19 protein-coding genes and 1 pseudogene are annotated in these 20,741 nt (G+C 71.5%); 18 read left to right on the top strand and 2 right to left on the bottom strand.

Annotated elements, in window-relative coordinates; all coding sequences use genetic code 11:
- Positions 1 to 22 precede the first annotated feature (22 nt).
- Positions 23 to 1,261 carry an ATP-grasp domain-containing protein gene (locus OG588_RS22280; protein WP_405948837.1) on the bottom strand — a complete coding sequence of 413 codons (1,239 nt, stop codon included), beginning with the start codon at positions 1,259 to 1,261 and terminating at the stop codon, positions 23 to 25.
- Positions 1,262 to 2,005: 744 nt separating this feature from the next.
- Between OG588_RS22280 and OG588_RS22275 the strand changes: the two genes are divergently transcribed.
- The 18 genes and pseudogenes from OG588_RS22275 to OG588_RS22190 all read left to right on the top strand — a co-directional run.
- The gene (locus OG588_RS22275; protein WP_405948836.1) at positions 2,006 to 2,470 is read left to right on the top strand and encodes a hypothetical protein; all 465 of its coding nucleotides are present in this window, start codon (positions 2,006 to 2,008) and stop codon (positions 2,468 to 2,470) included.
- A 104-nt stretch (positions 2,471 to 2,574) separates the two neighbouring features.
- Positions 2,575 to 5,115, top strand: coding sequence for a dCTP deaminase domain-containing protein (locus tag OG588_RS22270; RefSeq protein ID WP_405948835.1), 2,541 nt, complete (start codon positions 2,575 to 2,577; stop codon positions 5,113 to 5,115).
- A complete protein-coding gene (locus OG588_RS22265; RefSeq protein WP_405948834.1) occupies positions 5,108 to 6,307 on the top strand; it encodes a hypothetical protein in 1,200 nt (399 codons plus the stop codon). Before OG588_RS22270 ends, OG588_RS22265 begins: the two co-directional genes overlap by 8 nt.
- Complete coding sequence (locus OG588_RS22260) at positions 6,304 to 7,986, top strand: alkaline phosphatase family protein (RefSeq protein WP_405948833.1); 1,683 nt, start codon at positions 6,304 to 6,306, stop codon at positions 7,984 to 7,986. Before OG588_RS22265 ends, OG588_RS22260 begins: the two co-directional genes overlap by 4 nt.
- The gene (locus OG588_RS22255) at positions 7,971 to 9,017 is read left to right on the top strand and encodes a hypothetical protein (RefSeq protein ID WP_405948832.1); all 1,047 of its coding nucleotides are present in this window, start codon (positions 7,971 to 7,973) and stop codon (positions 9,015 to 9,017) included. The genes OG588_RS22260 and OG588_RS22255 overlap by 16 nt, the downstream gene beginning before the upstream one ends.
- Positions 9,014 to 9,580, top strand: a complete 567-nt coding sequence (locus tag OG588_RS22250; RefSeq protein WP_405948831.1) for a hypothetical protein — start codon at positions 9,014 to 9,016, stop codon at positions 9,578 to 9,580. The genes OG588_RS22255 and OG588_RS22250 overlap by 4 nt, the downstream gene beginning before the upstream one ends.
- Complete coding sequence (locus OG588_RS22245) at positions 9,577 to 10,119, top strand: dCTP deaminase domain-containing protein (RefSeq protein WP_405948830.1); 543 nt, start codon at positions 9,577 to 9,579, stop codon at positions 10,117 to 10,119. Before OG588_RS22250 ends, OG588_RS22245 begins: the two co-directional genes overlap by 4 nt.
- A 1-nt stretch (position 10,120) precedes the next feature.
- On the top strand, positions 10,121 to 11,119 hold the full coding sequence (locus OG588_RS22240; RefSeq protein WP_405948829.1) for a fatty acid desaturase family protein: 999 nt from the start codon (positions 10,121 to 10,123) through the stop codon (positions 11,117 to 11,119).
- On the top strand, positions 11,103 to 12,125 hold the full coding sequence (locus OG588_RS22235) for a DUF6001 family protein (RefSeq protein ID WP_405948828.1): 1,023 nt from the start codon (positions 11,103 to 11,105) through the stop codon (positions 12,123 to 12,125). The genes OG588_RS22240 and OG588_RS22235 overlap by 17 nt, the downstream gene beginning before the upstream one ends.
- 33 nt (positions 12,126 to 12,158) lie before the next feature.
- Positions 12,159 to 12,689, top strand: coding sequence for a DUF6031 family protein (locus OG588_RS22230; RefSeq protein WP_405948827.1), 531 nt, complete (start codon positions 12,159 to 12,161; stop codon positions 12,687 to 12,689).
- Position 12,690: 1 nt separating this feature from the next.
- Complete coding sequence (locus OG588_RS22225) at positions 12,691 to 13,920, top strand: aspartate aminotransferase family protein (protein ID WP_405948826.1); 1,230 nt, start codon at positions 12,691 to 12,693, stop codon at positions 13,918 to 13,920.
- A 43-nt stretch (positions 13,921 to 13,963) separates the two neighbouring features.
- A complete protein-coding gene (locus tag OG588_RS22220) occupies positions 13,964 to 14,410 on the top strand; it encodes a type II toxin-antitoxin system RatA family toxin (RefSeq protein WP_405948825.1) in 447 nt (148 codons plus the stop codon).
- A complete protein-coding gene (locus tag OG588_RS22215; RefSeq protein WP_405948824.1) occupies positions 14,407 to 15,528 on the top strand; it encodes an SDR family oxidoreductase in 1,122 nt (373 codons plus the stop codon). Before OG588_RS22220 ends, OG588_RS22215 begins: the two co-directional genes overlap by 4 nt.
- Positions 15,525 to 16,547, top strand: coding sequence for a hypothetical protein (locus tag OG588_RS22210; protein ID WP_405948823.1), 1,023 nt, complete (start codon positions 15,525 to 15,527; stop codon positions 16,545 to 16,547). The genes OG588_RS22215 and OG588_RS22210 overlap by 4 nt, the downstream gene beginning before the upstream one ends.
- A gap of 10 nt (positions 16,548 to 16,557) precedes the next feature.
- Positions 16,558 to 17,904, top strand: coding sequence for an O-acetylhomoserine aminocarboxypropyltransferase/cysteine synthase family protein (locus OG588_RS22205; protein WP_405948822.1), 1,347 nt, complete (start codon positions 16,558 to 16,560; stop codon positions 17,902 to 17,904).
- On the top strand, positions 17,901 to 18,698 hold the full coding sequence (locus OG588_RS22200; protein ID WP_405948821.1) for a gamma-glutamyl-gamma-aminobutyrate hydrolase family protein: 798 nt from the start codon (positions 17,901 to 17,903) through the stop codon (positions 18,696 to 18,698). The genes OG588_RS22205 and OG588_RS22200 overlap by 4 nt, the downstream gene beginning before the upstream one ends.
- On the top strand, positions 18,695 to 19,861 hold the full coding sequence (locus tag OG588_RS22195) for a homoserine O-acetyltransferase (protein WP_405948820.1): 1,167 nt from the start codon (positions 18,695 to 18,697) through the stop codon (positions 19,859 to 19,861). Before OG588_RS22200 ends, OG588_RS22195 begins: the two co-directional genes overlap by 4 nt.
- Positions 19,862 to 20,006: 145 nt before the next feature.
- Positions 20,007 to 20,360 (top strand): annotated as a pseudogene (locus OG588_RS22190) (NUDIX domain-containing protein); the annotation flags it as partial.
- A 133-nt stretch (positions 20,361 to 20,493) separates the two neighbouring features.
- On the opposite strand, the gene OG588_RS22185 reads toward OG588_RS22190, so the two are convergent.
- Complete coding sequence (locus OG588_RS22185) at positions 20,494 to 20,709, bottom strand: hypothetical protein (protein WP_405948819.1); 216 nt, start codon at positions 20,707 to 20,709, stop codon at positions 20,494 to 20,496.
- Positions 20,710 to 20,741 lie beyond the last annotated feature (32 nt).

The following is a 20,741-nucleotide window of genomic DNA, read 5'->3' as shown; positions in this document are numbered from 1 at the left end:
CCCTCGGTGTAGTCGCCGAGTTTCACTCCGTTTCCAGCTTGACCAGGATCGACCCGGCGGCCGTGGTGGCGGCGGCCAGCGCGGCGACGCTGTCGGGGCCGGTCGCGGTGACATAGCCGAGCCGGTCGTTGTTGTTGGTCGGCGGCGCCAGGACGTCACCCGGACCGACGTACAGCTCGACCTCCTCGACTCCCGTTACGGAACGGGCAAGTTCGACGCCCTCCACCGCGACCACGCGCCCGCCGGGGCTCGGCAGGAAGACGATGGCGGCGCCCCGGGCCGGCTCCGGAATCCGGTCCGGGGCGATGCCGAGGTACATCTCGATCAGCAGCTCGGTCGGGTCGATATCGAGCGCGCGGTTGAGGAGATGGGTGATCCGGTCGCCCGCCGGACGACAGTTCACCTCGATCAACTTGGGCCCGTCAGTGGTGAGTTTCAGCTCGATGTGCCCTGCCCCGAAGACGTACCCGATGGCGTCCAGGGCGTCGGTGGCGATCCGGCGGCACTCCTGCTCAAGTGCCGGATCCAGTACGGCGGGCAGCGCGTGCCCGGTCTCGTAGAACGAGGGCGGCGGCACCGTCTGCTTCTGCGTGATGGCCAGGAAACGGGTGACCCCGTCGAACGTGAGGGTCTCCAGGCTGATCTCCGGGCCCTCCAGGTACTCCTCGACCAGGATCTCCTCGGACATCCGCTGGTCGCGCTGGTTGTGCGTGACCGAGTGCAGCCAGACGGCGTGCTCCGCCACCTCGTCGGCGCTGGTACACAGCCGCACGCCGTAACTCCCGCCGTAGTCGACGGGCTTGACGATGCACGGGAAGCCCTGGGCCTCGGCAGCGGCGGCGGCCGTCTCCGGGGTCAGGGCCACGGCGAAGGCCGGCACCGGCACGCCCGCGCGCGAACAGGCCGCGCGTTGCAGGGACTTGATCCGGGCGGCGCGCACCGAGTCGGGCGCCTGCCCCGGCAGACCGAGGCGATACGCCGACTCGGCGCCGCTGATCATGTGCCACTCGCCGATCGAGATGAGCGCCGCGAGGCCGGGGAGCAGCGGCTGCAGCGCGGCGACCACCTGGTCCGGGTCGTTGGTCTCGGTGCTGACCACGTCGTCGATCAGGGCGGTGTCCAGCTGGAGTTGGCCCGGCAGGAGGTACGCCTCGATGTCGCGGGTGACGAAGGTGACGCGGTGTCCGGCGCGCTTGGCGGCGGCGATCGCCTCGTAGCCGCTTCCGGTGGTGTTGGTCTCCAGGAATGCGATGTGCGCCATGTGTGCCTCTCGGTTGGCCCTGGGCTGGCGAGGGAGAGATATTTCCTGGGGGAACTATTTTCTCGATGGGGGGCGACTGTCAACAAGCTTCAAGTTTCCAGGAAGTTACGTTTGCTGAGAGTCCCCTTGAATCGTTGACATTATTTCGGACGGACAAATACTTTCTGGGGGAAGTACTCCTGATCGAGGACGGGTGTGCACCTATGCGACTGACCGCACACGAGCGGGAACATCCGCTCACCCGCACCGCCACCGAGGTGGCGCTCCTGCGTGAGCGGCGGATGGACGGTGGGCGAACTGATGAAGTCCAGCAGCACGGCGCTGACCAGGGTGAATGTGAGGCAGGGCAGTGCGGAGACGCGTCACGACACCCGGCCGGAGCGCACCTTCCGGTCGACGTGCAGCTCGTCATCCTGCACTGGCCTGTCGGGTGAGCGCGGGCGGTGGGCTGGTGGTGCCGGGCGGGATCGTGATCGGTGAGGGAGGCAGGGAACTGAGCCCTGGCCGAGCGGTGGCGGAGCGGCCGGCACGGGCCGGGGCGCACGGGCACTTCGCGGAAGTGAACCCGGGCCTGTCCTTCGGCAGGAGCGAGCTCGTCCCGCTGGGCGGGCGCCGCGAGGTGCTGGGACTGTGCGCGAGGCGAAGGGGGGCGTCGATGACGGAGCAGGGGGCGATGCGGCCAACGATGGACGATCGGGACTTCTGTGATGGGCGTGCGTTGACCATCGCGCACATCCACTTCGCTTGCCTGCGGAGCGCGACCCGGGCCCCGGCCACAGGATCGGCGCCACCATCATCGTCGGCAGCACCGGACCGGCCGATGGCGGCAAGGCGACCACCGTCAGCAAGCTCGCCCAACCGGTGGTGTGGAACCCGGAGTTCTTCGGCATCAGGCCCCACCTGCTGCTCAAGAGCGGTCAGATCGCCTGGGTGCGGACCAGCGACGGCAAGGCCTCCGTCCCGGCCCGCCAACCGGACGTGCCCTGGCCCGTGTTCGGCGTCCAGGGCCGCGTGCCCGCCGTCGGCTCGCTGAACTTCGTCACCCGGGCCACCCGGGACGACGTAGCGCCCGAACTGCCGCCCACGCGCCGGGCGCTTGCGCACGTAAGGAGTTCACCGTGCTCCGCTGCGCTGAACTCCGCACGTAAGGAGTTCACCGTGCTCCGCTGCGCTGAACTCCCCATGCTCCAGCACTGCTTCATGTTCTGAACCGGCCCCACGTCTGTACCGGTTCCTCTTCTGATCGTCCGGCCTCTTCCGAGTCCCGGTCCGGCCCTGTGCCGCCCCCCCACCACCTCCAGCAAGGAGCGTTGATGATCCTTACCGGAAGCGAGATCGCGCGGGAACGCACGAACGACCGCATCACCATCGAGCCGTTCACCCCCGAGCAGGTGAACCCGAACAGCTACAACTTCCGGCTCGGCAGCCGGCTCCGGGTCTACTCCGAGATGCCGCTCGACCCGCGCCGGGAGAACGCCTGCGTCGACATCGAGATGAGCGCCGAGGGCTATGTCCTGGAGCCGGGCCGGCTCTATCTCGCCCACACCCAGGAGGTGTTGGGCAGCCGCCACTACGCGCCGACCTTCGCCGCACGCTCCTCCGTCGCCCGACTCGGGCTGTTCATCAACCTCTCCGCCAGCCTCGGGGACATCGGTTACGAGGGTCAGTGGACCCTCCAGCTCTACACGATGAACCGGGTCCGGGTGTACCCCGGCATGACCATCGGCCAGATGATGTGGTGGCGCCCGCAGGGCGAGATCGAGCTGTACGACGGCAAGTACCAGGGCGCGGTAGGCCCCCGCTCCAGTGACATCCACAAGGACTTCGACCGGCAACTGTCCCGGCAGCGCCTGCCAGGCCTCGGCACCGGCGCGGACCCGGCGGAGGTCGGCCACAAGTTCGCCTCCCTCGCCGCGGTCTCCCGGGCGTTCCGGGTGCCGACCGCGTTCGCCGTACCGGCGGGGGAGTTCACCCGGGCCCTCGCCCCCGAGGCCCGCGCCACGCTCGCCGCCCTCTTCGAGGAGATGCGGGCCACGGTCGGCGCCTTCTTCACCGAGGTCACGGCCGGGATCGAGACGGCGGTGGCAGACCTGGCCATGCCCCCTGACCTGCGGGATCTGCTCGCCGCCCGGCTGGCCGACGTGTTCGGCGACCCGATGGAGGGTGAGTTCGCGGTCCGTTCCTCCGGACTCGCCGAGGACGGCACGAGCAGCAGCCTCGCCGGGATCCACGTCAGTGTCCTCGGCGTGCGCGGGACCGACGGCGTGATCGCGGCCGTCGAGGAGTGCTGGCGCGCCTACTACGCGGGCTCGGCGGTCGCCGCCCGGGTACGGGCGGGGGACTTCGACCCGGAACCCCGGCTCGCGGTGATCGTCCAGCGGCTGGTCCGGCCGACGCTGGCCGGAGTCGCGTTCACCGGGCTCGACAGTGCTTCGGACGCGGTGGAAATCGAGTACACGGAGGGGCTGGCGGAGGAACTGGTCGCGGGAGTCGCGGTGCCCCGCCGGGCCTCGGTCCTCCCCGGCGCGAGCCTCGACGAACGGCTTCTCACCGGCGAGCAGCTTCTTTCTGGAGCCGGCCCCGGCGAACCGGCCCTGCCCGGAGCCCGCCCCGACGAATCGGTTCTGCTCGAAGTGGCCGACTCCTGCCGGGAGTTGCGTGCCCTGCGCGGTCACGACGTGGACGTGGAGTGGGCCGCCGACGCGGACGGAGTGCACATCGTCCAGGTGCGCCCGGTCACCGCCCACCGCTCGGCCGACCCGGACGGCGTGCCCGCAGGGATCTGGTCCAGCCGCCTCTACTTCGAGGACTCGCCGTCCGGGGCCCACCTCGGGGACGTCGCCGAGGTCTACGCCGGATACACCGCCAAGCGCGGTCCCGCGCACCGGCTGGCGGAGGAACTCGGCCTCGCCGTCGGCGCGGGCTGGCTGATCGGCTTCACCGCACAGGACCTGGCGACTCCCGAAGGCCGGGACCGTGTAAGGGAGTTGCTGGCGACCGGTACCGGCACCGAATGTGTCCTGGACTTCGGCGCCACCCTGCGCCAGATCGTCCTCCCCAAGGAGCAGGTCCCGGACCGGCTGGCGGAGATCACCCGGGGCGCCGCCGCCCCCGACCGCCAACAGGCCGTGGTCGTAAGGGACTTCATCCGAGGCGAACTCGGCCTGATCACCCGCCGGTCGGGCACCGACCTGCTCGTCGAGCACACCCCCGACGGACTGCTCGCCCTCAACCGCGGTACGGCAGGCGCCCGTTCGTTCGTCTGGAACCCCGACGGCACGGAAGGCGACGTTCCACCGGGCCTCGCCCCCCACCTGGAACGGATGGCGGCCTTCACCGGCCGTATGCACGACCGGTACGGGGACGCCACGGTGGAGTGGGTGTTCGCCGACGGAGTGCCCTACTTCGTCGACTACTCGCTGCTCGCGGGAGACATGCTGTCCGGTGAGCGCGGCACGCTCGTCTCCGCCGGGTCCGCCCGGGGGCCGCTGCTGTCGCTGACCGACGACGCCCTGCTCGGCCGGCTCTCGGTCGGCCCCGCGGTGAGCGTGGACCGCAGCAAGGACGTCACCGAACACACCGAGATCACCCGCCTGTTGGAGAAGATCCAGGCCATGCCCGCCCCGCCGCTGGTGCGGGTCGCCCGCCCCTACGCGGTCCTCTCCATCCTGATCGGGGCGGTGGCCGGCTTCGTCTTCGAAGAGGGCTCCGTCCTCTGCCACCTCGCCATCCTCCTGCGCGAGGCCAAGGTTCCGGCCCTGGTCGCGGCCCTGGGCGCGCTGCCGGACGGCGGCGAGGCCGTCATCAGCGACGGCACCATCACCGTCGCCGGAAGGAGCGTCGGGAATGAGTGACGAACGACGGGGCGCCTGGGTCGTCCTCGGCGGAGTCCACCTGATCAACGGCACCCGCACCCGGACGGAAGACGACCCACTGGTCCTGGTGCGCGTGCCCCCGCTGGAGGAGGTCCGGCCCAGCACCACGGTGGTCGTGCGCTGGGCGGACCTCGGCACCTGCGAGGCGGTGGCCCTCACCACCGGCGGACGACTCCTCGGCCGGGTCCTGGTCCAGGGCGACCAGCTCTTCGAGGACGGCTTCGCCGGTCCCGCGCTACGCCCCCTGGTCGGCTCGGCCAACTCCGCTCTCGTACCGCTGTGTTACCTCTCCGAACACCCCGGCGGCGGCTACCACGGCTACGCCCAGATCCGCGCCCACGCCGAGGACGCCTGCTTCGTCCGCAGCACGGCGGAACCCGTCGGCCATGGGGAAGTGGACCAACTCCTTTGGCTGGAGGGTGTGCTGACGGCACATCAGAAATACGTGCTGCCGCTCGGCAATCACCACCTCTACTTCCGCAACCACTTCAAGGGCACCGAGCTGGAGTACAAGTACACCCTCGACCCGGCCCCCGACATCTGGGAGGCCGGCATGGAGGTGCTGCGGGCACTGCGTGCCGGTGAACTCCCGGGCTGCCGGCCGGAGTACCGCGAGGACTTCCAGATCTGGTACTACGACAACCACCTCTTCGACGTCCTCGGCCCCGAGTCGCAGCGCGGCTACGCCTCCTTCATCCCCTCCACCGACGGCAAGAACATCCTCAAGCGCAAGTGGTTCGCCGAGGACTCCTTCGCCCGCCGAGAGGAACTCACCCACGGCGTCGACGTCACCCCCGACGGCTACGCCGACCACCTCACCGCCGAACTCGGCCTGACCGTAAGGGCGATGCCACCCTTCCGACGCGTCCGCTACGACGTCCAGTGCGAGTCGCTGCGCACCGGACACATCTACGGCGTCTTCTTCGACCACTGCCAACTCCTCGACGCACCCGACGTGGTGCTGTCCCAGTGCGAGATCGAGTACCTCCGCTCCCGCAACCTCCTCGACGCGGAGGAGGGCGAGGTGGTGGCCGAGATGGACCGCGTCGACGCGTGGGTACGCGGATTCCTCGCCGACCGGGGCTGGGCCAAGGAGCGCACCTTCTACTCCAAGCGCACCTTCCTGCGCGATGTCCTCGCCGCCCGGCCCGAGTTGGAGCCGGGCCGGTGACCGTGTACTGGCTGGTCTGGGACGCGGCGGCGCACTGGATCGTGGAACGGCTGACCGCCGAGGGCGCCCTGCCCCACACGGCCCGCCTCCGGGCCGCCGGCATCACCGCGGCGGCCCGCCCACCGGCCCCCAACTGCCAGACCCCGCCCTCCCTCGCCACCCTGTTCACCGGCACCTGGCCGGAGCGGCACGGCGTCACCGGCTTCCGTATCCCCGGCACCGGCGGCCGGGTCGAGGAGTCGGCGGCGGCCTTCGCACCGGGCCGCTGCGCCGCACCGCCCGTGTGGCGCACGGCGGCCGAGGCCGGACTGCGTACGGCGGCCGTGCACGTCCCCTGGACGATCGGCGCCGACGGAGAGGCCGAACCGGGACTCGACGTGGCGGTCGAGGCCTACAGCGACCGCATCGACCGCCAGGCCGCCCTGCCGCTCGACGGGGGACCGCAACACTTCGCCGTCGGACCGCACCCGCTCGACGTGACACCGGAGGGCGACCGGATCCGGGTCCGCAGCGGGGCCCGGTCCGTGGCCCTGGGCGAACAGGACGCCGACTGGCGCCAGTTGAGGTTCGGCACGGACAGCGGGGTCTGGCTGCGTACGGTCGTGTCGGGCGGCCGACGGTTCCTGCTGCGGACCGGCGCCTGGCGCCCGCGCGTGGTGGGTCACGACCGAGCGCTGACCGACGCGGTCGCCGAGACGCTTCCCGTGTTCGCCGGGGAGGGCATCGGCCCCACCTACCGGACAGGGGGGCTCGGACCCCGGCTCGTGGACGGCGGCGACGGCTCGGCGGAGGACCTGTTCGTCTCCTCCATGGCCTGTGTGCACCGCTCCTTCGAGGCCCCGGCCCGCACGGTCCTCGCGCGGCACACCGCCGACCTGGTGGTGATCTACCTGCCCACCACCGACGACCTCGGCCACGAACTGATCGGCTGGTGCGACCCGAAGAGCGCCGCCCACCGCCCCGACGTGGCGGACCGGATCTGGCGGCACGTCAGAACCGTCTACGGCTGGGCCGACCGGCTGCTGGGAGCGGTACTCGACCGCGCACGCGGGCAGGACACGGTCCTGCTCGGCGCGGACCACGGAATCGCGGGTACGGCCTGGACGGTGCACCCCAACGAGGTACTGATCTCGGCCGGACTCGCCGCCCGCACCCCCGACGGAGCCCTGGACCCCGCGCGCTCCTCGGTGCTCTACCACCCGGCGGACAACGGCTCGCTGTGGGTCAACCACCAGGATCTGCCCGGGGGTTGTGTCCCACGCTCGGACGCCGGAGCACTCCTGGACCGCGCCGAGTCCGTGCTGCGCGCCATGACCGAACCGGGCGGCGGCCGCCTGGCCACGGCCGGCTTCGCCCCCTCACCGGGCGGCGATCCGGCTGTCGTCCGCCATGTGCTGTTCGACCCCGACTTCCTGCCGACGGCCCAGCTCCGTCCCGACCACGCGGTGATCGCGCCCTCCCGTAAACCCGGCGCCCACATCACCAACAACGGCGACCCCCGACTGCACGCGATCTTCGCCGCCCGCGGCCCCGGCCTGACGCCCGGCGCCGACCTCGGCACCGTCGACAACACCGTTCCGGCCCAAGTCGCCCTGCACCAGCTCGGGTTGGGCCCCGCCGACCGTGCCCGTCCGTTACTCCCCGACACCCCTGCGAGGCGTGTGTGCACCGCTACCTGAACTTCCTCGACACCACCCTGCACCTCGACATCGATACCGAGGTGGAGAAGTCCTTCGCACCGGTGGCCCGCTTCTTCCGGCACACCATCGCCGAAGAGCCGACGAACGAACCCGCCTTCCACATCACGTTCGTCCCCTACGACCCCGCCGCGCAGCCCCCGGCCGGCCGGCCCGCCGTGATCCGCCGGAGCACGGCCCCCGAGTTCACCTTCGACGCGCTGCTGTCCCGGCACGGCGACCGCCTCGTCTACGCCAACGAGAACACCCGCCTCGACGTCCCCGTCGACGCCTCGACGGACCGGCGTTTCGAGGTCGGCATCACCGACGGATCCGTCTGCCAACTGATGGACTTCCTCCGGGACTTGATCATCCGCACCGAGGAGACGCGGGGCACCGTCGTCCTGCACGCCTCCGGCGTCCGCCGCGACGGACGCGCCTACGCCATCGCAGGGCCCAAGGGCGCCGGCAAGACCACCACCCTGGTCTCGGTCCTCAGCAGGCCCGGCTGGGAGTACTTCACCGGCGACAAACTGTTCTGCCGGATCGCGGCGGACGGCGGCATCACCGCCACGCCCTGGCGCGACTACCCCTACGTAGGAGCCGGAACGCTGCGCGGACACCCGGCACTTGTCGACTGGGTGCGCGCGAACACGGGCCTGGACCCCGCCGAACTCCCCGACCGCACCAAGCTGTTGCTGGACGCCGACGCCTTCGAGGCCTGGCTGGGCTCGGAGTTCAGCCCCGAGCCGCTGCGCCTCGCCGGGATCCTGCTCCCCGAGGTCCGCCCCGGAGACCCGTACGCCGTCGAACCGGTGACGGAGGAACCGGCCCGCTGGATGGAACTGAACCGCATCGTCGACCGCTCCATCGACACCACCTTCTTCGGCTGGCAGCACTACCTTGTACCGGACTACGCGGCCTTCTACGCCACCTTGTCCGCGATGCGGCCCCACCTCGCCGGACTCGCGATGCTCCGCCTCACCGGCACCCTCGACGTCGACCTCGACGCGGCCCTGGCGGCCGGCTCATGAGCGCGCCCCAGCTGCGGATCGCGGTGATCGGCCACTCCGGCAGCGGCAAGTCCACCTGCGCGAGCGCGCTGCGCACCTACGCGGCTGACCAGGGACTCACCTTCGCCCGCATCGCCCTGGCGCGTCCGCTCTACGAACTCCAGGACCGCGTCTACGCCACCGCCGGCGCCCCCCTCCGGTCCGGCGCCCAGGACCAGGTGCTGATGGAGGACCTCGCCGGCCACCTCCGCCGCCTCAACCCCCGTGCCCTGGCGGACGACTTCGCGACCCGGCTCGCGGACTGCCCGGCCGACCTCGTCGTCAACGACGACCTGCGCGACCCCCTGATCGACGCCCCCGCACTGCGCGCCCTGGGCTTCACGATCCTGCGGATCACCTGCGACGAACGACTGCGCCTGGCCCGGCTGACCGCGCGCTCCGACCTCACCCGCGCCGACGCCTCCACCCGCGACCTCGACCTGATCGAGCCGGACGCCGTCCTCGACAACAGCGGGGACCTGACCGCCTATCGGGCCGCGATCCATGCCACCGTCCGCTCGCTGCAAGGGAGTTGGGCGCTGTGATCCTCACCGGTCCCGAGATCGCCCGCGCCGTCGCCGAGGGCGAGATCCACATCGACGACTTCGACCCGACCCGGCTCGAACCCAACTCCTACGGCTTCCGCCTCGCCCCCCAACTCCTGTCGTACGACCGGGAGATGCTCGACAGCCGGCACGCACCCGACTGCACCGGCATCACCATGGACCCGGCCGGACATGTGCTGGAGCCCGGCCGGTTCTATCTGGGCTCCACCATGGAGGTCATGGGCAGCCCGCACTACGCGGCCACCCTCTATGCCTGCCGCTCGGTCTCCACCCTCGGCGTGTGGATCCAGTTCTCCGCCCCGCTCGGACACAGCGGCGCGCTCTTCCCCTGGACCCTGGAGATCACCGTCGCCAACCCGGTCCGCCTCTACCCCGGGATGTGCATAGGCAAGCTCGCCTTCTGGGCCATGCAGGGCGAACCACTCCTCTACGAGGGCAAGTACACGGGATCGACCGCTGCCGTCGCCTCCCGGCTCAGCGAGGATCTCGCCACCCTTCCCTCGACGGGAGGCAGCTGACATGGCGTCAGGCGCGAGCATCCCGGGGCGTCTGCTGCGCATCGACGAACTGCGCGAACTCTCCCGCCGCAGGCCCGGCCGGGCCGCACTCGCCATCGCCCGGCAGTGGGCGGTCATCCTCGCCGCCGCGACGGGCGCGGTGTACTGGGGCCACTGGTACGGCTATCCGCTCGCCATCGTCGTCATCGCCACCCGGCAGCACGCGCTGGCCGTACTGATGCACGACGGCGCACACCGGCTGCTGTTCGCCGACCGCAGGGTCAACGACCTGGTCAGCGACCTCCTGTTGGCCTTCCCGCTGTTCATCAGCACCACCCTGTACCGACGCCACCACCTGGAACACCACCGCTATCTCAACACCGCGCGCGACCCCGACTACGACCCCACCGCGATCGACAACACCACCCGCGACTGGGTCCGGCTGTTCGCCGCCGACGCGGTCGCCCTGAACATCGTCAAGACCGTCGGCACCCTGGACCAGTTCTCGCTGCTCCCGGTGTTGCGCGGGGACCGCACCGTGGCGCGGGCGATGGGCCGGGCGCGGTGCGCGCTGTTCCTCGGCGGGCTCGCGGCGCTCGCGGTGGTCCTGGTGGCGACCGGGTGGTGGCTGGCGTATCTGCTGCTGTGGATCGTGCCGATGATCACCGCGCTGAGCATGATCCTGCGGCTGCGGGACATGGCCGAACACGTGGGGTGCGAGGAGGACGCCGGGATCGGCGGGACGCGGTCTGTGCTCGCCGGGGCCGTGGAGCGCGCCCTGTTCTCCCCGTGCCGGATCAACTACCACCTGGCGCACCACCTTTACCCCAGCGTCCCCTGCTACAACCTCGCCGACCTGCACCGCCGGCTCATGCAGCACCAGGCCGTACGCGACCGCGCCCGCATCTCGAAGTCGTACCTCTTCGGGCCTGCCAGCGTGCTGCGGCACGTCGCCGAGGCCCGCGCGCTGAAGTACGCCACCACCACACCGAACAGGGAGCCCGATGGCCATCACGCCTGAGACCCGCGTCGGCAACGTCGACACCTTCCTGGCCGCGCGCGGACTCACCCCCGACGCGATCGAACGCCTGCTGACCCAACGGACCGGCCCCGCACGGCACTTCCTGCTCACCAGCTCACCCGTGCACGGACTCGCCAACGCCACCAGCGACGTCGACTTCATCCGGATCCAGTCCGAACCGATGACGGGCGCCCGCATGGCGACCCAGCTCTTCGAGGGGCCCAACCACCTCGAAGCCATCTCCTTCGCCGAGGACGAGGTCCGCGCGGCACTCGCCGACCTACGGGCGCTGGCGGACGCCGATCCGCAGCAGGCCGTCCTCGCGTACCGGGGTTGGGACAAGGGGCACGAGCTGCGCCGCAAGCATCTGGAGCGGATCGTCAACGGCGTTGCCCTGGACCGGAGTCTGCCGTATCTGGACCGGCTGCCCGAGCTGGCCCGGCTGTGGAAGTGGTCCGCGCTGCACACCGCCACCGAGCAGGTGCTGTTCCTGTGGCTGGCGGAGGCGGCCGGTGAGCGGCGCGGGCGGGTGGGGTACGCGGTCAACGCGCTGCTGCACCTGATGGACGCCGTGCTCTCGCACCACCTCGACGTGTACTCCAACCGCAAGTGGTTCCTGCTGCGGTGGACCCGTTTCCGTCAACTGCACGGCAGCGAGCCGGTGGTGGCCGCAGTGGACGCGCTGCGCGCCCCCGTCTCCGAGGCGCTCGCCGGCAAGGACGCCGGCCCGCTGGCCCCCGCCCTGACCGCCCTGCTCACCGAGGTCCACGCCGTCGCCGGTGAAGGACACCCGCCGACCCTCACCGTGGAGCCCGTCGGCGACCCGGTCCGGCGGCGCTTCCTGCCCGGCGCCGACATGCTGCTCGGCGCGACCACGGCCTTCCTCGGCCAGGACCCGCTGCCCATCGGCGAGATCCCCCTCGCCGACCTGCCGGACGCCGTCGGCGCCCCCGCCGACCTGCTGCGCGCCGCCCGCTGCGGCGCGGTGACCCTGCTCCCGGCCTGACCGCCTGCCGCATCCCCCCGCTGAAGGAGCCTGATGGAACTCGCCCTCTACCCCGGCGTGCGCGCCGGCCGCGGCCTGCCCCCCGAGGCCGCCGTCCGGGCCTGGGCCACCGTCGCCTGGCTGATGTCCGTCGACGGCCGTGCCTACGTCGAGGACCTGGACGGCGGCGCGGACCAGCCGCAACTGCGCCAGGTCGTCAAACTCCGGCTGCTGGAGCTGCTGTCGGAGATGGACACCCGGCTCACCGGAGCCGAACCCGCCGGAGAGGCACACCAGTTGGCGCTGGCCCTGGAGTACGGCCTGCACGAGGTCTGCCACGCCTCGGGCCAGGAGCTGGCCCAACTCTTCGCCCTGGAGCAGGAGTTCGGCGGTGAGGAGGCCGACGACGCCGGAGTGCGCGAGCTGTGGGACGCGCTGTGCGAGGCCTTCCCCGGAAAGATCCCCGACCCGCTGGTGGCGAGCGGACAGAGCGAGGTCCTGCGCGCGCTGCGGAACTGGTCCAAGCTGTGCGTCGCCGCCGGTACCGACGCCGCGTTCCTCGAACCGTTCCTCAAGGACGCCTGACATGGGCTTCGTCGAGCGTTACGGCGCCGCCTTCGGCCGCTCCAAGGCCCTGCTGCTGCGCATGTCCGGGCTGCTCGCCGCCGAACAGGAGGCCCAGGGTGCCTGGATCACCGACACCGACGGCCGCCGCTGGCTGGACTTCGGCTCCTTCGGCGTCCACCTGATCGGCCACCGGCACCCGGCGACCGTCGCGGCGGCACGGGACCAGCTGGCGCACATGGGCTTGTCGGGAAAGGTCCTCGGCAACGCGGAAGCAACTCGCTGCGCAGAGGCCCTGATCGACATCGCACCCCCCGGCCTCGACCAGGTCGCCTTCGCCAACACCGGTGCGGAGGCAGTGGAGATGGCGATGAAGATGGCCGCCCTGTCCACCGGCCGCACCGAGTTCGCCGCCCTGCGCGGCTCCTACCACGGCAAGACCGCGGGCGCCCTGCACCTGTCCGACACCTACGCCGTGCGCTCACCGGTACCGCTGGCGGCACCGGCGCACTTCCTGGAGCCGGGCGACCTCGACCAGGCCCGCCGGGTCCTCGCCGGGGGCACGGTCGCCGCGGTCTTCGCCGAACCGGTCCGGGGCGAGGGCGGGGTGCTGCCCGTGGACCCGCCCTACCTCACCGCGCTGCGCGAACTCTGCCGTGAGACCGGCACGTTGCTCGCCCTGGACGAGATCCAGACCGGCCTGGGCAGATGCGGCCGTCGCTGGCGCTCGGCCGACGACTGTCCGCCGGACCTGCTGCTGGTCGGCAAGGCCCTGGGCGGCGGACTCGTCCCGATGGCCGCGGTCGTGTACTCCGGCACCCGGATCGGCGGCGCGGCCGGTGACCCCGTGGTGCTGGCCTCCTCCTTCGCGGGCGGAGCCCTGGCCGGGCGGGTAGGCGCCACCGTGGTCCAACTGGTCCGCGAGGACGGCTTCCTGGACGACGTACGCCGACTCGGCGAGGCCGCCCGCAAGGGGCTCGGCGAGCTGCTCGGCGCCGACCCGAGGATCCGCGACATCCGCGGCGAGGGCCTGATGATCGGCCTCGAAACGGCCTCGCCCGGTATCGCCGGCCAGATCCTCCTGGAGGCCGCCAAGCGCGGTGTCCTGCTCAGCTTCTGCCTCAGTGCGCCGCAGGTCCTACGGGTCTATCCGCCCGCGGTGATCGGCCAGGACGACCTCGACCGGGGCCTGGAGACCATCGCCGCGGCGGTGGCCGCCGTACCCAACGCACTTTCAGCGCAGCCCAACTGACTGTCCATCATTTCACTTCGCACTCGCCGAGAGGGGCCGCACCGTGCCCGTAGTCCGTACCGAGGTAGAGATCGACGACGCTCCACTGGAGCACGTGTGGACCGTGCTGTGCGATTTCGAGGCGCACGCGGGGTACATGGACGACGTCCTCGGCATCCGCTTCCTGGAACGCGGTCAGGACACCGCGCTCAGCTCCTGGCGGGTCCTGCTCAACGGCAGCGAGCTGACCTGGGACGAGCGGGACGTCTTCACCCCGATGCGCCGGATCGACTTCGACCAGACCGACGGGGACCTCGAAGTCTTCCGCGGGTACTGGGAGTTGCAGGAGACCGCGACGGGTGTGCGGGTGATCCTGGAGATCGAGTTCGACATCGGTATCCCCTCCCTGGCCGAGGTCCTGGACCCCATCGGGATCCAGGCCATCGAGTCCAACTCCCGCAGCATGCTGGCCGCGATCCGCGACCGCCGCCCGTCACCGGTGTCGCAGTGACGGCCGTCAACGCCGGGACCGCCGTACGGCTGCTGGTCACCGGGATCGGCGGCGCGGTCGGCAGCGGTCTGGCGGACGCGCTGGCGGCGGCCCCGCCGTGGGCCGAGGTGGTCGGCGTCTTCAGCGGCGAACGCTCGCGTGACGCCTTCCGGGAGCGGTCCTCCGAGGCGGTACGGAACCGGATCCGCCCGGTCGTCCGCGACCTCACCGACGGCCCGGCGACCCTGTCCCTGGCTGGTGAACTCGGCCCGGCGGACCGGACGTTGGTCGTCCACGCGGCGGCGAACGTCAGCTGGACGGCGTCCCTGGAAGGCGCCCGGCGCGGCAATGTGGAGGTCACCCGGAACGTCGCCGAACTGGCCCGTGCGCTCGGCGGCGACACACGGTTCGTGTATGTCTCCTCCGCGTATACGGCGGTCGAGGGGTGGGAGTACCGCAACACGTACGAGGCCACGAAGGCGGAGGCGGAGCGGCTCCTGCGATCCGACTACGGCGACCTGCGGCCGGTCGTGTTCTCGTGCAGCCTCGTCGTCGGACACAGCCGCACCGGCGCGATCAGCCGCTTCCACGGCATCTACCCCCTCCTCGGACTGATCGACCGGCACGAGCCGCCGCTGCTGCCGGGTGGCCGCGACCGCCGGATCGACATCGTCCCCGTCGACTGGGTCGCGGCCGAACTGGCCGCGCTGCTGAGCCGGTTGGCGCACGGTGACGGCGGCCCGGCGTCGGATGTAGTGGCCTCCTCGGGTACGGCCGCGCCCCGGTTGGAGGAACTGGTCGCCGGGGCGGTGGCCGCGCTCAACCGGGCAAGGGTGCACGCAGAACGGCCCCCCGTACGGGAGTTGACCCTGGTGCCGTTCCGCCGCTGGGAGTTCCTGCGCCGGTCCCTCGACGCGTGGCAGGTGCGGGGGATACCGATGCCGCCCAAGGCGTTCCTCGACCGGCTGATCGGCGTGTACCGGCCGTACTTCGAGGACGACCGGGTCCTGCCGCCGACGGGGACGGTACGGCCCTGCCCGCCGTGGACGGAGTTCCTGGAACCGGCCGTCGGGTACTGGTTCGCCCGTCAACCGGTCCGGGGCGGCGGGGCGTTGGTGCGGACGGGCGGCGCGGGATGACTCCGGTCGCGGGGGTGGGACTTGCCGCGGTGGGGATGCTCGTCGCGGTCGAGGGACGGGAGGCGCGGACGCGGGTGGCTGCCGTGGCCGCTTCGCGGGGGCGCGGCGCGGTGCTCCGCGCTGCGGTGCTGCCCGGCCTGGGGCTGGTCGCCCTGGCGGGCGGGGCGACGGGAGTCGTCGTACTGCCCCGAGGCTGGGCCCAACTGGTCGGCCCGGTCGTGTTGTTGACGGCCGGGCTGCAGTGGCTGGTGTGGGCCGCGCGGCGGGAGTCGGGAGTGGTGGCGGGACGGGACGAGGGGGTGGTGTTCGAGGGGGTGCGGCTGCGAATGGGCGCTGGGGGCGGGGGAGTTGGCCAAACGTCCCCGACGCACCCCACGTCCCCGACGCTCCCCACGTCCTTGGCCCACACTCCCGTCCGTACCTCCCTCCGCACTCCTGCCCCCGCCTCCGCCCGTACCGAGACGGCCGGCGCTCTCCTCCGCGCCGGCGCCGAAGTGCTCGTAGTGACAACGGCGGTTGCCGCAGCGGCCGTTCCTCGCGCATGGCTTCCCGCGTCGGCCCTGCTGTTCGTGGTCGCGGTCATCGCTCCCGGAGCGATCCGGCACCGGCCCGCCGGCGGACTGCCGGAGCGTCCCGCCAAGGCCGCGGTAGCGGTGCTGTTGACCGCTGCCGGAGCAACAGCCGTGACCGCGGGCGCAGTTGGTGTCCTGCCCGCACTCCTCCTGCCCATGGCAGGCCTGTTCGTCCTTGCCCTCACCCGGCGGAAGGCACCTCCCGCACCGGTACCGGACGGCGACGCCCCCGCCACTCGGCTCCGCGCGCTCCGGCAGTTCGTGCTCGGTGACGACCTGGCCGTCTGGTGCGCGGTCGCCGTGCTCGTCGTGGCCGTACGCCTGCCCGTCGCGGCCTTCCACCGCGCCTTTCACCGGGGCCCCGCCGCCGAACTGCTGCTCACCGTCCTGTTGTTGGCCGTGCTCAGCGGTACGGCACGGCGTGCCCGCACCTCGACCACTCCGTAGGAGACCACTGATGCCGGACCACGACATCTCCGTACCCTCCGTCCGCCCCGCCGGAAAGGCGTTCCGCACCGCGCGGTCCGCCAGCATTCACGGCGGTTACGAATGGCGTCTCGGCATCACCCCACCGGTCGTCACGCCGATCTTCCAGACCGCCGCCTTCGAACTCCCCAGTGCCGCCGCGGCAGCCGGGATATTCGACCTCCAGCAGGACGGTCACGCCTACTCCCGCCTCAACAACCCGACGTGTGACGTGCTGGAGGAGCGCATGGCCGCGGTGGACGGCGCCGCGGCCGGTCTCGCCGTGGCCTCCGGGCAGGCCGCCATCACCCTGGCCCTGCTCAATCTCTGCCAGGCCGGCGACAACATCGTCAGCTCCGACGAGCTGTACGGCGGCACCTGGAACCTGCTCGCGAACACCTTCGCCCGGTTCGGCATCGAGGTGCGGTTCGTCAGCCCCGGCAACCCCAAGAACTTCACGGAGGCGAGCGACGAACGGACCCGCTGCTTCTTCGGCGAGACCATGCCCAACCCGAAGCTGCGGATCTTCCCTGTCGAGGAGGTGGCCGAACTCGCGGAGGGCCTCGGCGTACCGCTGGTCCTCGACAACACGATGCTGCCGTACGTCTGCCGGCCGATGGAGCACGGCGCCCACATCGTCGTCTACTCGGCGACCAAGTACATCGGCGGCCACGGTTCGACGCTCGGCGGCCTCATCCTGGACAGCGGTCGCTTCGACTGGGACGCCCACGCCGACCGGCACCCCCTCCTCACCACCCCGGACGCGGCACACGGCGGTGTCGTCTGGACCCGTACCGGACTCGACCTCGACAGCCCGCTCGGCCGAAGTCCCTATCTCCTCAAGGCCCGTGAGACGCTGCTGCGCGATCTCGGGCCCTGCCTCAGCCCGTTCAACGCGTGGCTGCTGCTCCAGGGCCTGGAGACACTGCCGTTGCGGATGCGCGCGCACGGCGAGAACGCCCGGCGGGTCGCGGCCCACCTCCAGGCGCACCCGCGCGTCGCGTCCGTCCGCTACCCCGGGCTCGCCACCGGCGACGAGGCACGGCTGACCGAGCGCTATCTCGGGGACAACGGCGGGCCGTTGGTGCAGTTCGAACTCACCGGGGGCCGGGAGGCCGGCTGCCGTTTCATCGAGGCGCTCCGGCTGATCTCCCATGTCACCAACATCGGTGACGTCCGTTCACTCGCCACCCACCCCGCCTCCACCACACACGCCCAGCTCCCCGAGGCCGACCAGCTGGCCGCCGGTGTCACCCAGGGCTCGATCCGGCTGGCCGTGGGCGTCGAGGACATCGACGACCTGCTCGCCGATCTCGAAAGGGCACTCGGGGCATCATGAACCGTCCGCTCGTCGCACTCGCCTGCTCCACCGAGACCTGGGACGGCGTACCGCACGCCGCGGTCCGCCGCGCGTACGTCACCGCGCTGGAACAGGTCGCCGACTGCTCGGTGGTCCTGCTCCCGGGCCCCGACGCCCTGCCCGACGAAACACTGAGCCGCTTCGACGGCCTGGTCCTGGGCGGCCACGAGAGCAACGTCGCCCCCGCCCACTACGCCGGCCCACCCGCGCCGGGCCCCTACGACCCCGACCGCGACGCACTCGCCCTGTCGACGGCACCGCGCGCGGTGGCCGCCGGGCTCCCGCTGCTCGGGATCTGCCGGGGCCTCCAGGAGATGAACGTGGCATACGGCGGCACGCTGCGCGACCTGGGCCCGACGGCGCCACACCGGGAGGACCTCGCCCTGCCCAGAGACCAGCAGTACCTGCCCGCCCACGAGATATGGATCACCCCCGGCGGACGACTGCACCAACTCCTCGGCACCGACCGCACCCGCGTCAACTCCCTGCACGGCCAGGCGATCGACCGCCTCGCCCCCGGCATGAGGGCAGAGGCGGTGGCCCTCGACGGCGTACTGGAGGCCGTGTCGGTGCACCCCGCCCAGACCTTCGCCCTCGGCGTCCAGTGGCACCCCGAGTGGTACGCGGCCACGGACGCGGTCTCCCGCCGTGTCTTCGAGGGCTTCGGCGCGGCGGCGGCAGACCGGGCCATCGGGCGAACTAGGCGTGGGCGTACGGCAGTTGGGCCCATCCCGCAGGGGAACGCCAAGCCGGCCGTCGGAGGCCGCCGATGAACGGATTCCCCGCCCCGGCGAGCCGCCACCAGCGCACCGCCGCTCTCTTCCCTCCCGACCGCCCGCTACGGCTGGAGAAGGGCGGCACCCTCTCCCAAGTCCGGGTCGCCTACGAGGAGTTCGGACACCCTGACCCGCACCGGCCGAACACGGTGTTCGTCTGCCACGCCCTTACCGGCACTTCCCATGTCACCCGGCACAGTCCGGACGACTTCCCCGGCTGGTGGGAGGAGATGGTCGGCCCCGGACGCCCGATCGACACGAACCACCTGCACGTCGTCTGCGCCAACGTCCTCGGCGGCTGCGCGGGCACCACCGGCCCCTGGACCCCGGGCCCGACGGGCCGGCCCCTCGCCGCGGACTTCCCCGCGATCACGGTGGGCGACATGGTGACGGTCCACCGGCGCCTGCTGGTTCACCTGGGCAGCACCGGCCTGCACGCGGTGGTCGGCGGATCACTGGGCGGTATGCAGGCCCTGGAGTGGCTGCTGCGCCACCCCGGCGACGCCCGCCGGTTCCTCCTCATCGCCACCGGAGCCCGCCTCTCCACGGACGCCCTCGCGGCCCACGCGGCAGGCCGAGCCGCCATCCGCGCCGACCCCGCCTTCGCCGCGGGCCGCTACCCCGAACACCCGGACGCGCGCGGCCCCGTCGAGGGCTTGGGCGTGGCCAGGATGATCGCGCACCTGACGTACATGTCCCCGAAATCCCTGGAGACCAAATTCGCCCGCCGTCCCCAGCCCCTCGCGCCCGCGGCCGACCCGGCCTACGGCCCCTACGCGGTGGAGCGCTACCTGGAACACCAGGCCCGCACCTTCGTCACCCGCTTCGACGCCAACAGCTACCTGCACCTCACGGCGGCCATGGACCACTACGATGCCTTCGCCCGCCCCACGGCCCCACTCCCGCCGGAAGACCGCCGTCCCACGGTCCAGGTCTTCAGCTTCGCGTCGGACCGCCTCTTCGCCGCGACGGACACCGACCACCTGATGACCCACCTGTCGACACTCGGGCTGCCGCTGACCCATCACCGCGACATCACGTCGGAGGCGGGCCACGACGCCTTCCTCCTGCGCGTCCCGGGCTACCTGACCGCCGTAGCGGAAGCATTCGCCATCCACGACAGCCCTCGACCGGGTCCTCAGCCCGTCAGCACTCGATGATGTTCACCGCAAGCCCGCCCCGAGCCGTCTCCTTGTACTTCACGAACATGTCGGCCGCCTCGACATCGGCGACCTGGGCTGGATCAACCAGCACTCTGACGGAAACTCCGGCGGAACACGGCCGTGCCAGGACCGGGCGGGCAGCGGCTCGTGGGACCTCCCCGTCGGCAAGAACGAACCCGGCGAGCCCATCACCGAAACCGCAGTTCGCGAGCTGTACGAGGAGACCGGCCTGACCGTGAAGCCGGAATCCCTGAAGGTCGCCCACTTCATCCACAGCGCCTGGGGCGTTGAAGCTCTCAACGGCTTCCTCGCCGTCGTCTTCTCCGCCCACGAGTGGACCGGCGAACCCGAAAACCGCGAACCCCGCAAGCATGCGCAGGTTCGTTGGGTCGATACCGACGCCGTCCCCGAGGCATTCGTGGACACAACTGCCAGTGCCCTCCACTGCTGTCTCGATAGCGGGCCTCAGGTGCCACTTGATGGATGGGAGTGGTGAGGCGCGCGTACCGACGAACCAGCGTGCGGGTGAGAAGCCGCGCTGGATCTACGTGCTCCAGTGGGCAAGGCTTTTGGGGCTGCCCGATCGCAGCACTGCCCTGCCGATCGGTTCGTCGGGCAGGTGCTGTCCGTCAGGCGACGGGCAGCGGGTTTTGGAGGGAGCGTTCGACACCGTCGCGGGCTGATTCGCGGACCGCGACGACGCCGTATGCCGTCAGGTCGTCGGCCTCGTACTGGCGCGGTTCGGAGATGAGCGGTGCGCCGGTGGAGGCCTGGGCGAGGGCTTCGGTCAGGGCTGTGGCGTCGCGGAGGGCGGTGTTGGCGCCGGCGCCACCGGCCGGGTTCACAACGCACTCGTGCCGCATCACAGGGGACGTGA

This window comes from Streptomyces prunicolor (genome assembly GCF_045162825.1).
Classification (GTDB): Bacteria; Actinomycetota; Actinomycetes; order Streptomycetales; family Streptomycetaceae; genus Streptomyces; species Streptomyces prunicolor.
Note: the sequence above shows the minus strand (reverse complement) of the source record. Positions and strands in the feature narration are given on the sequence as shown.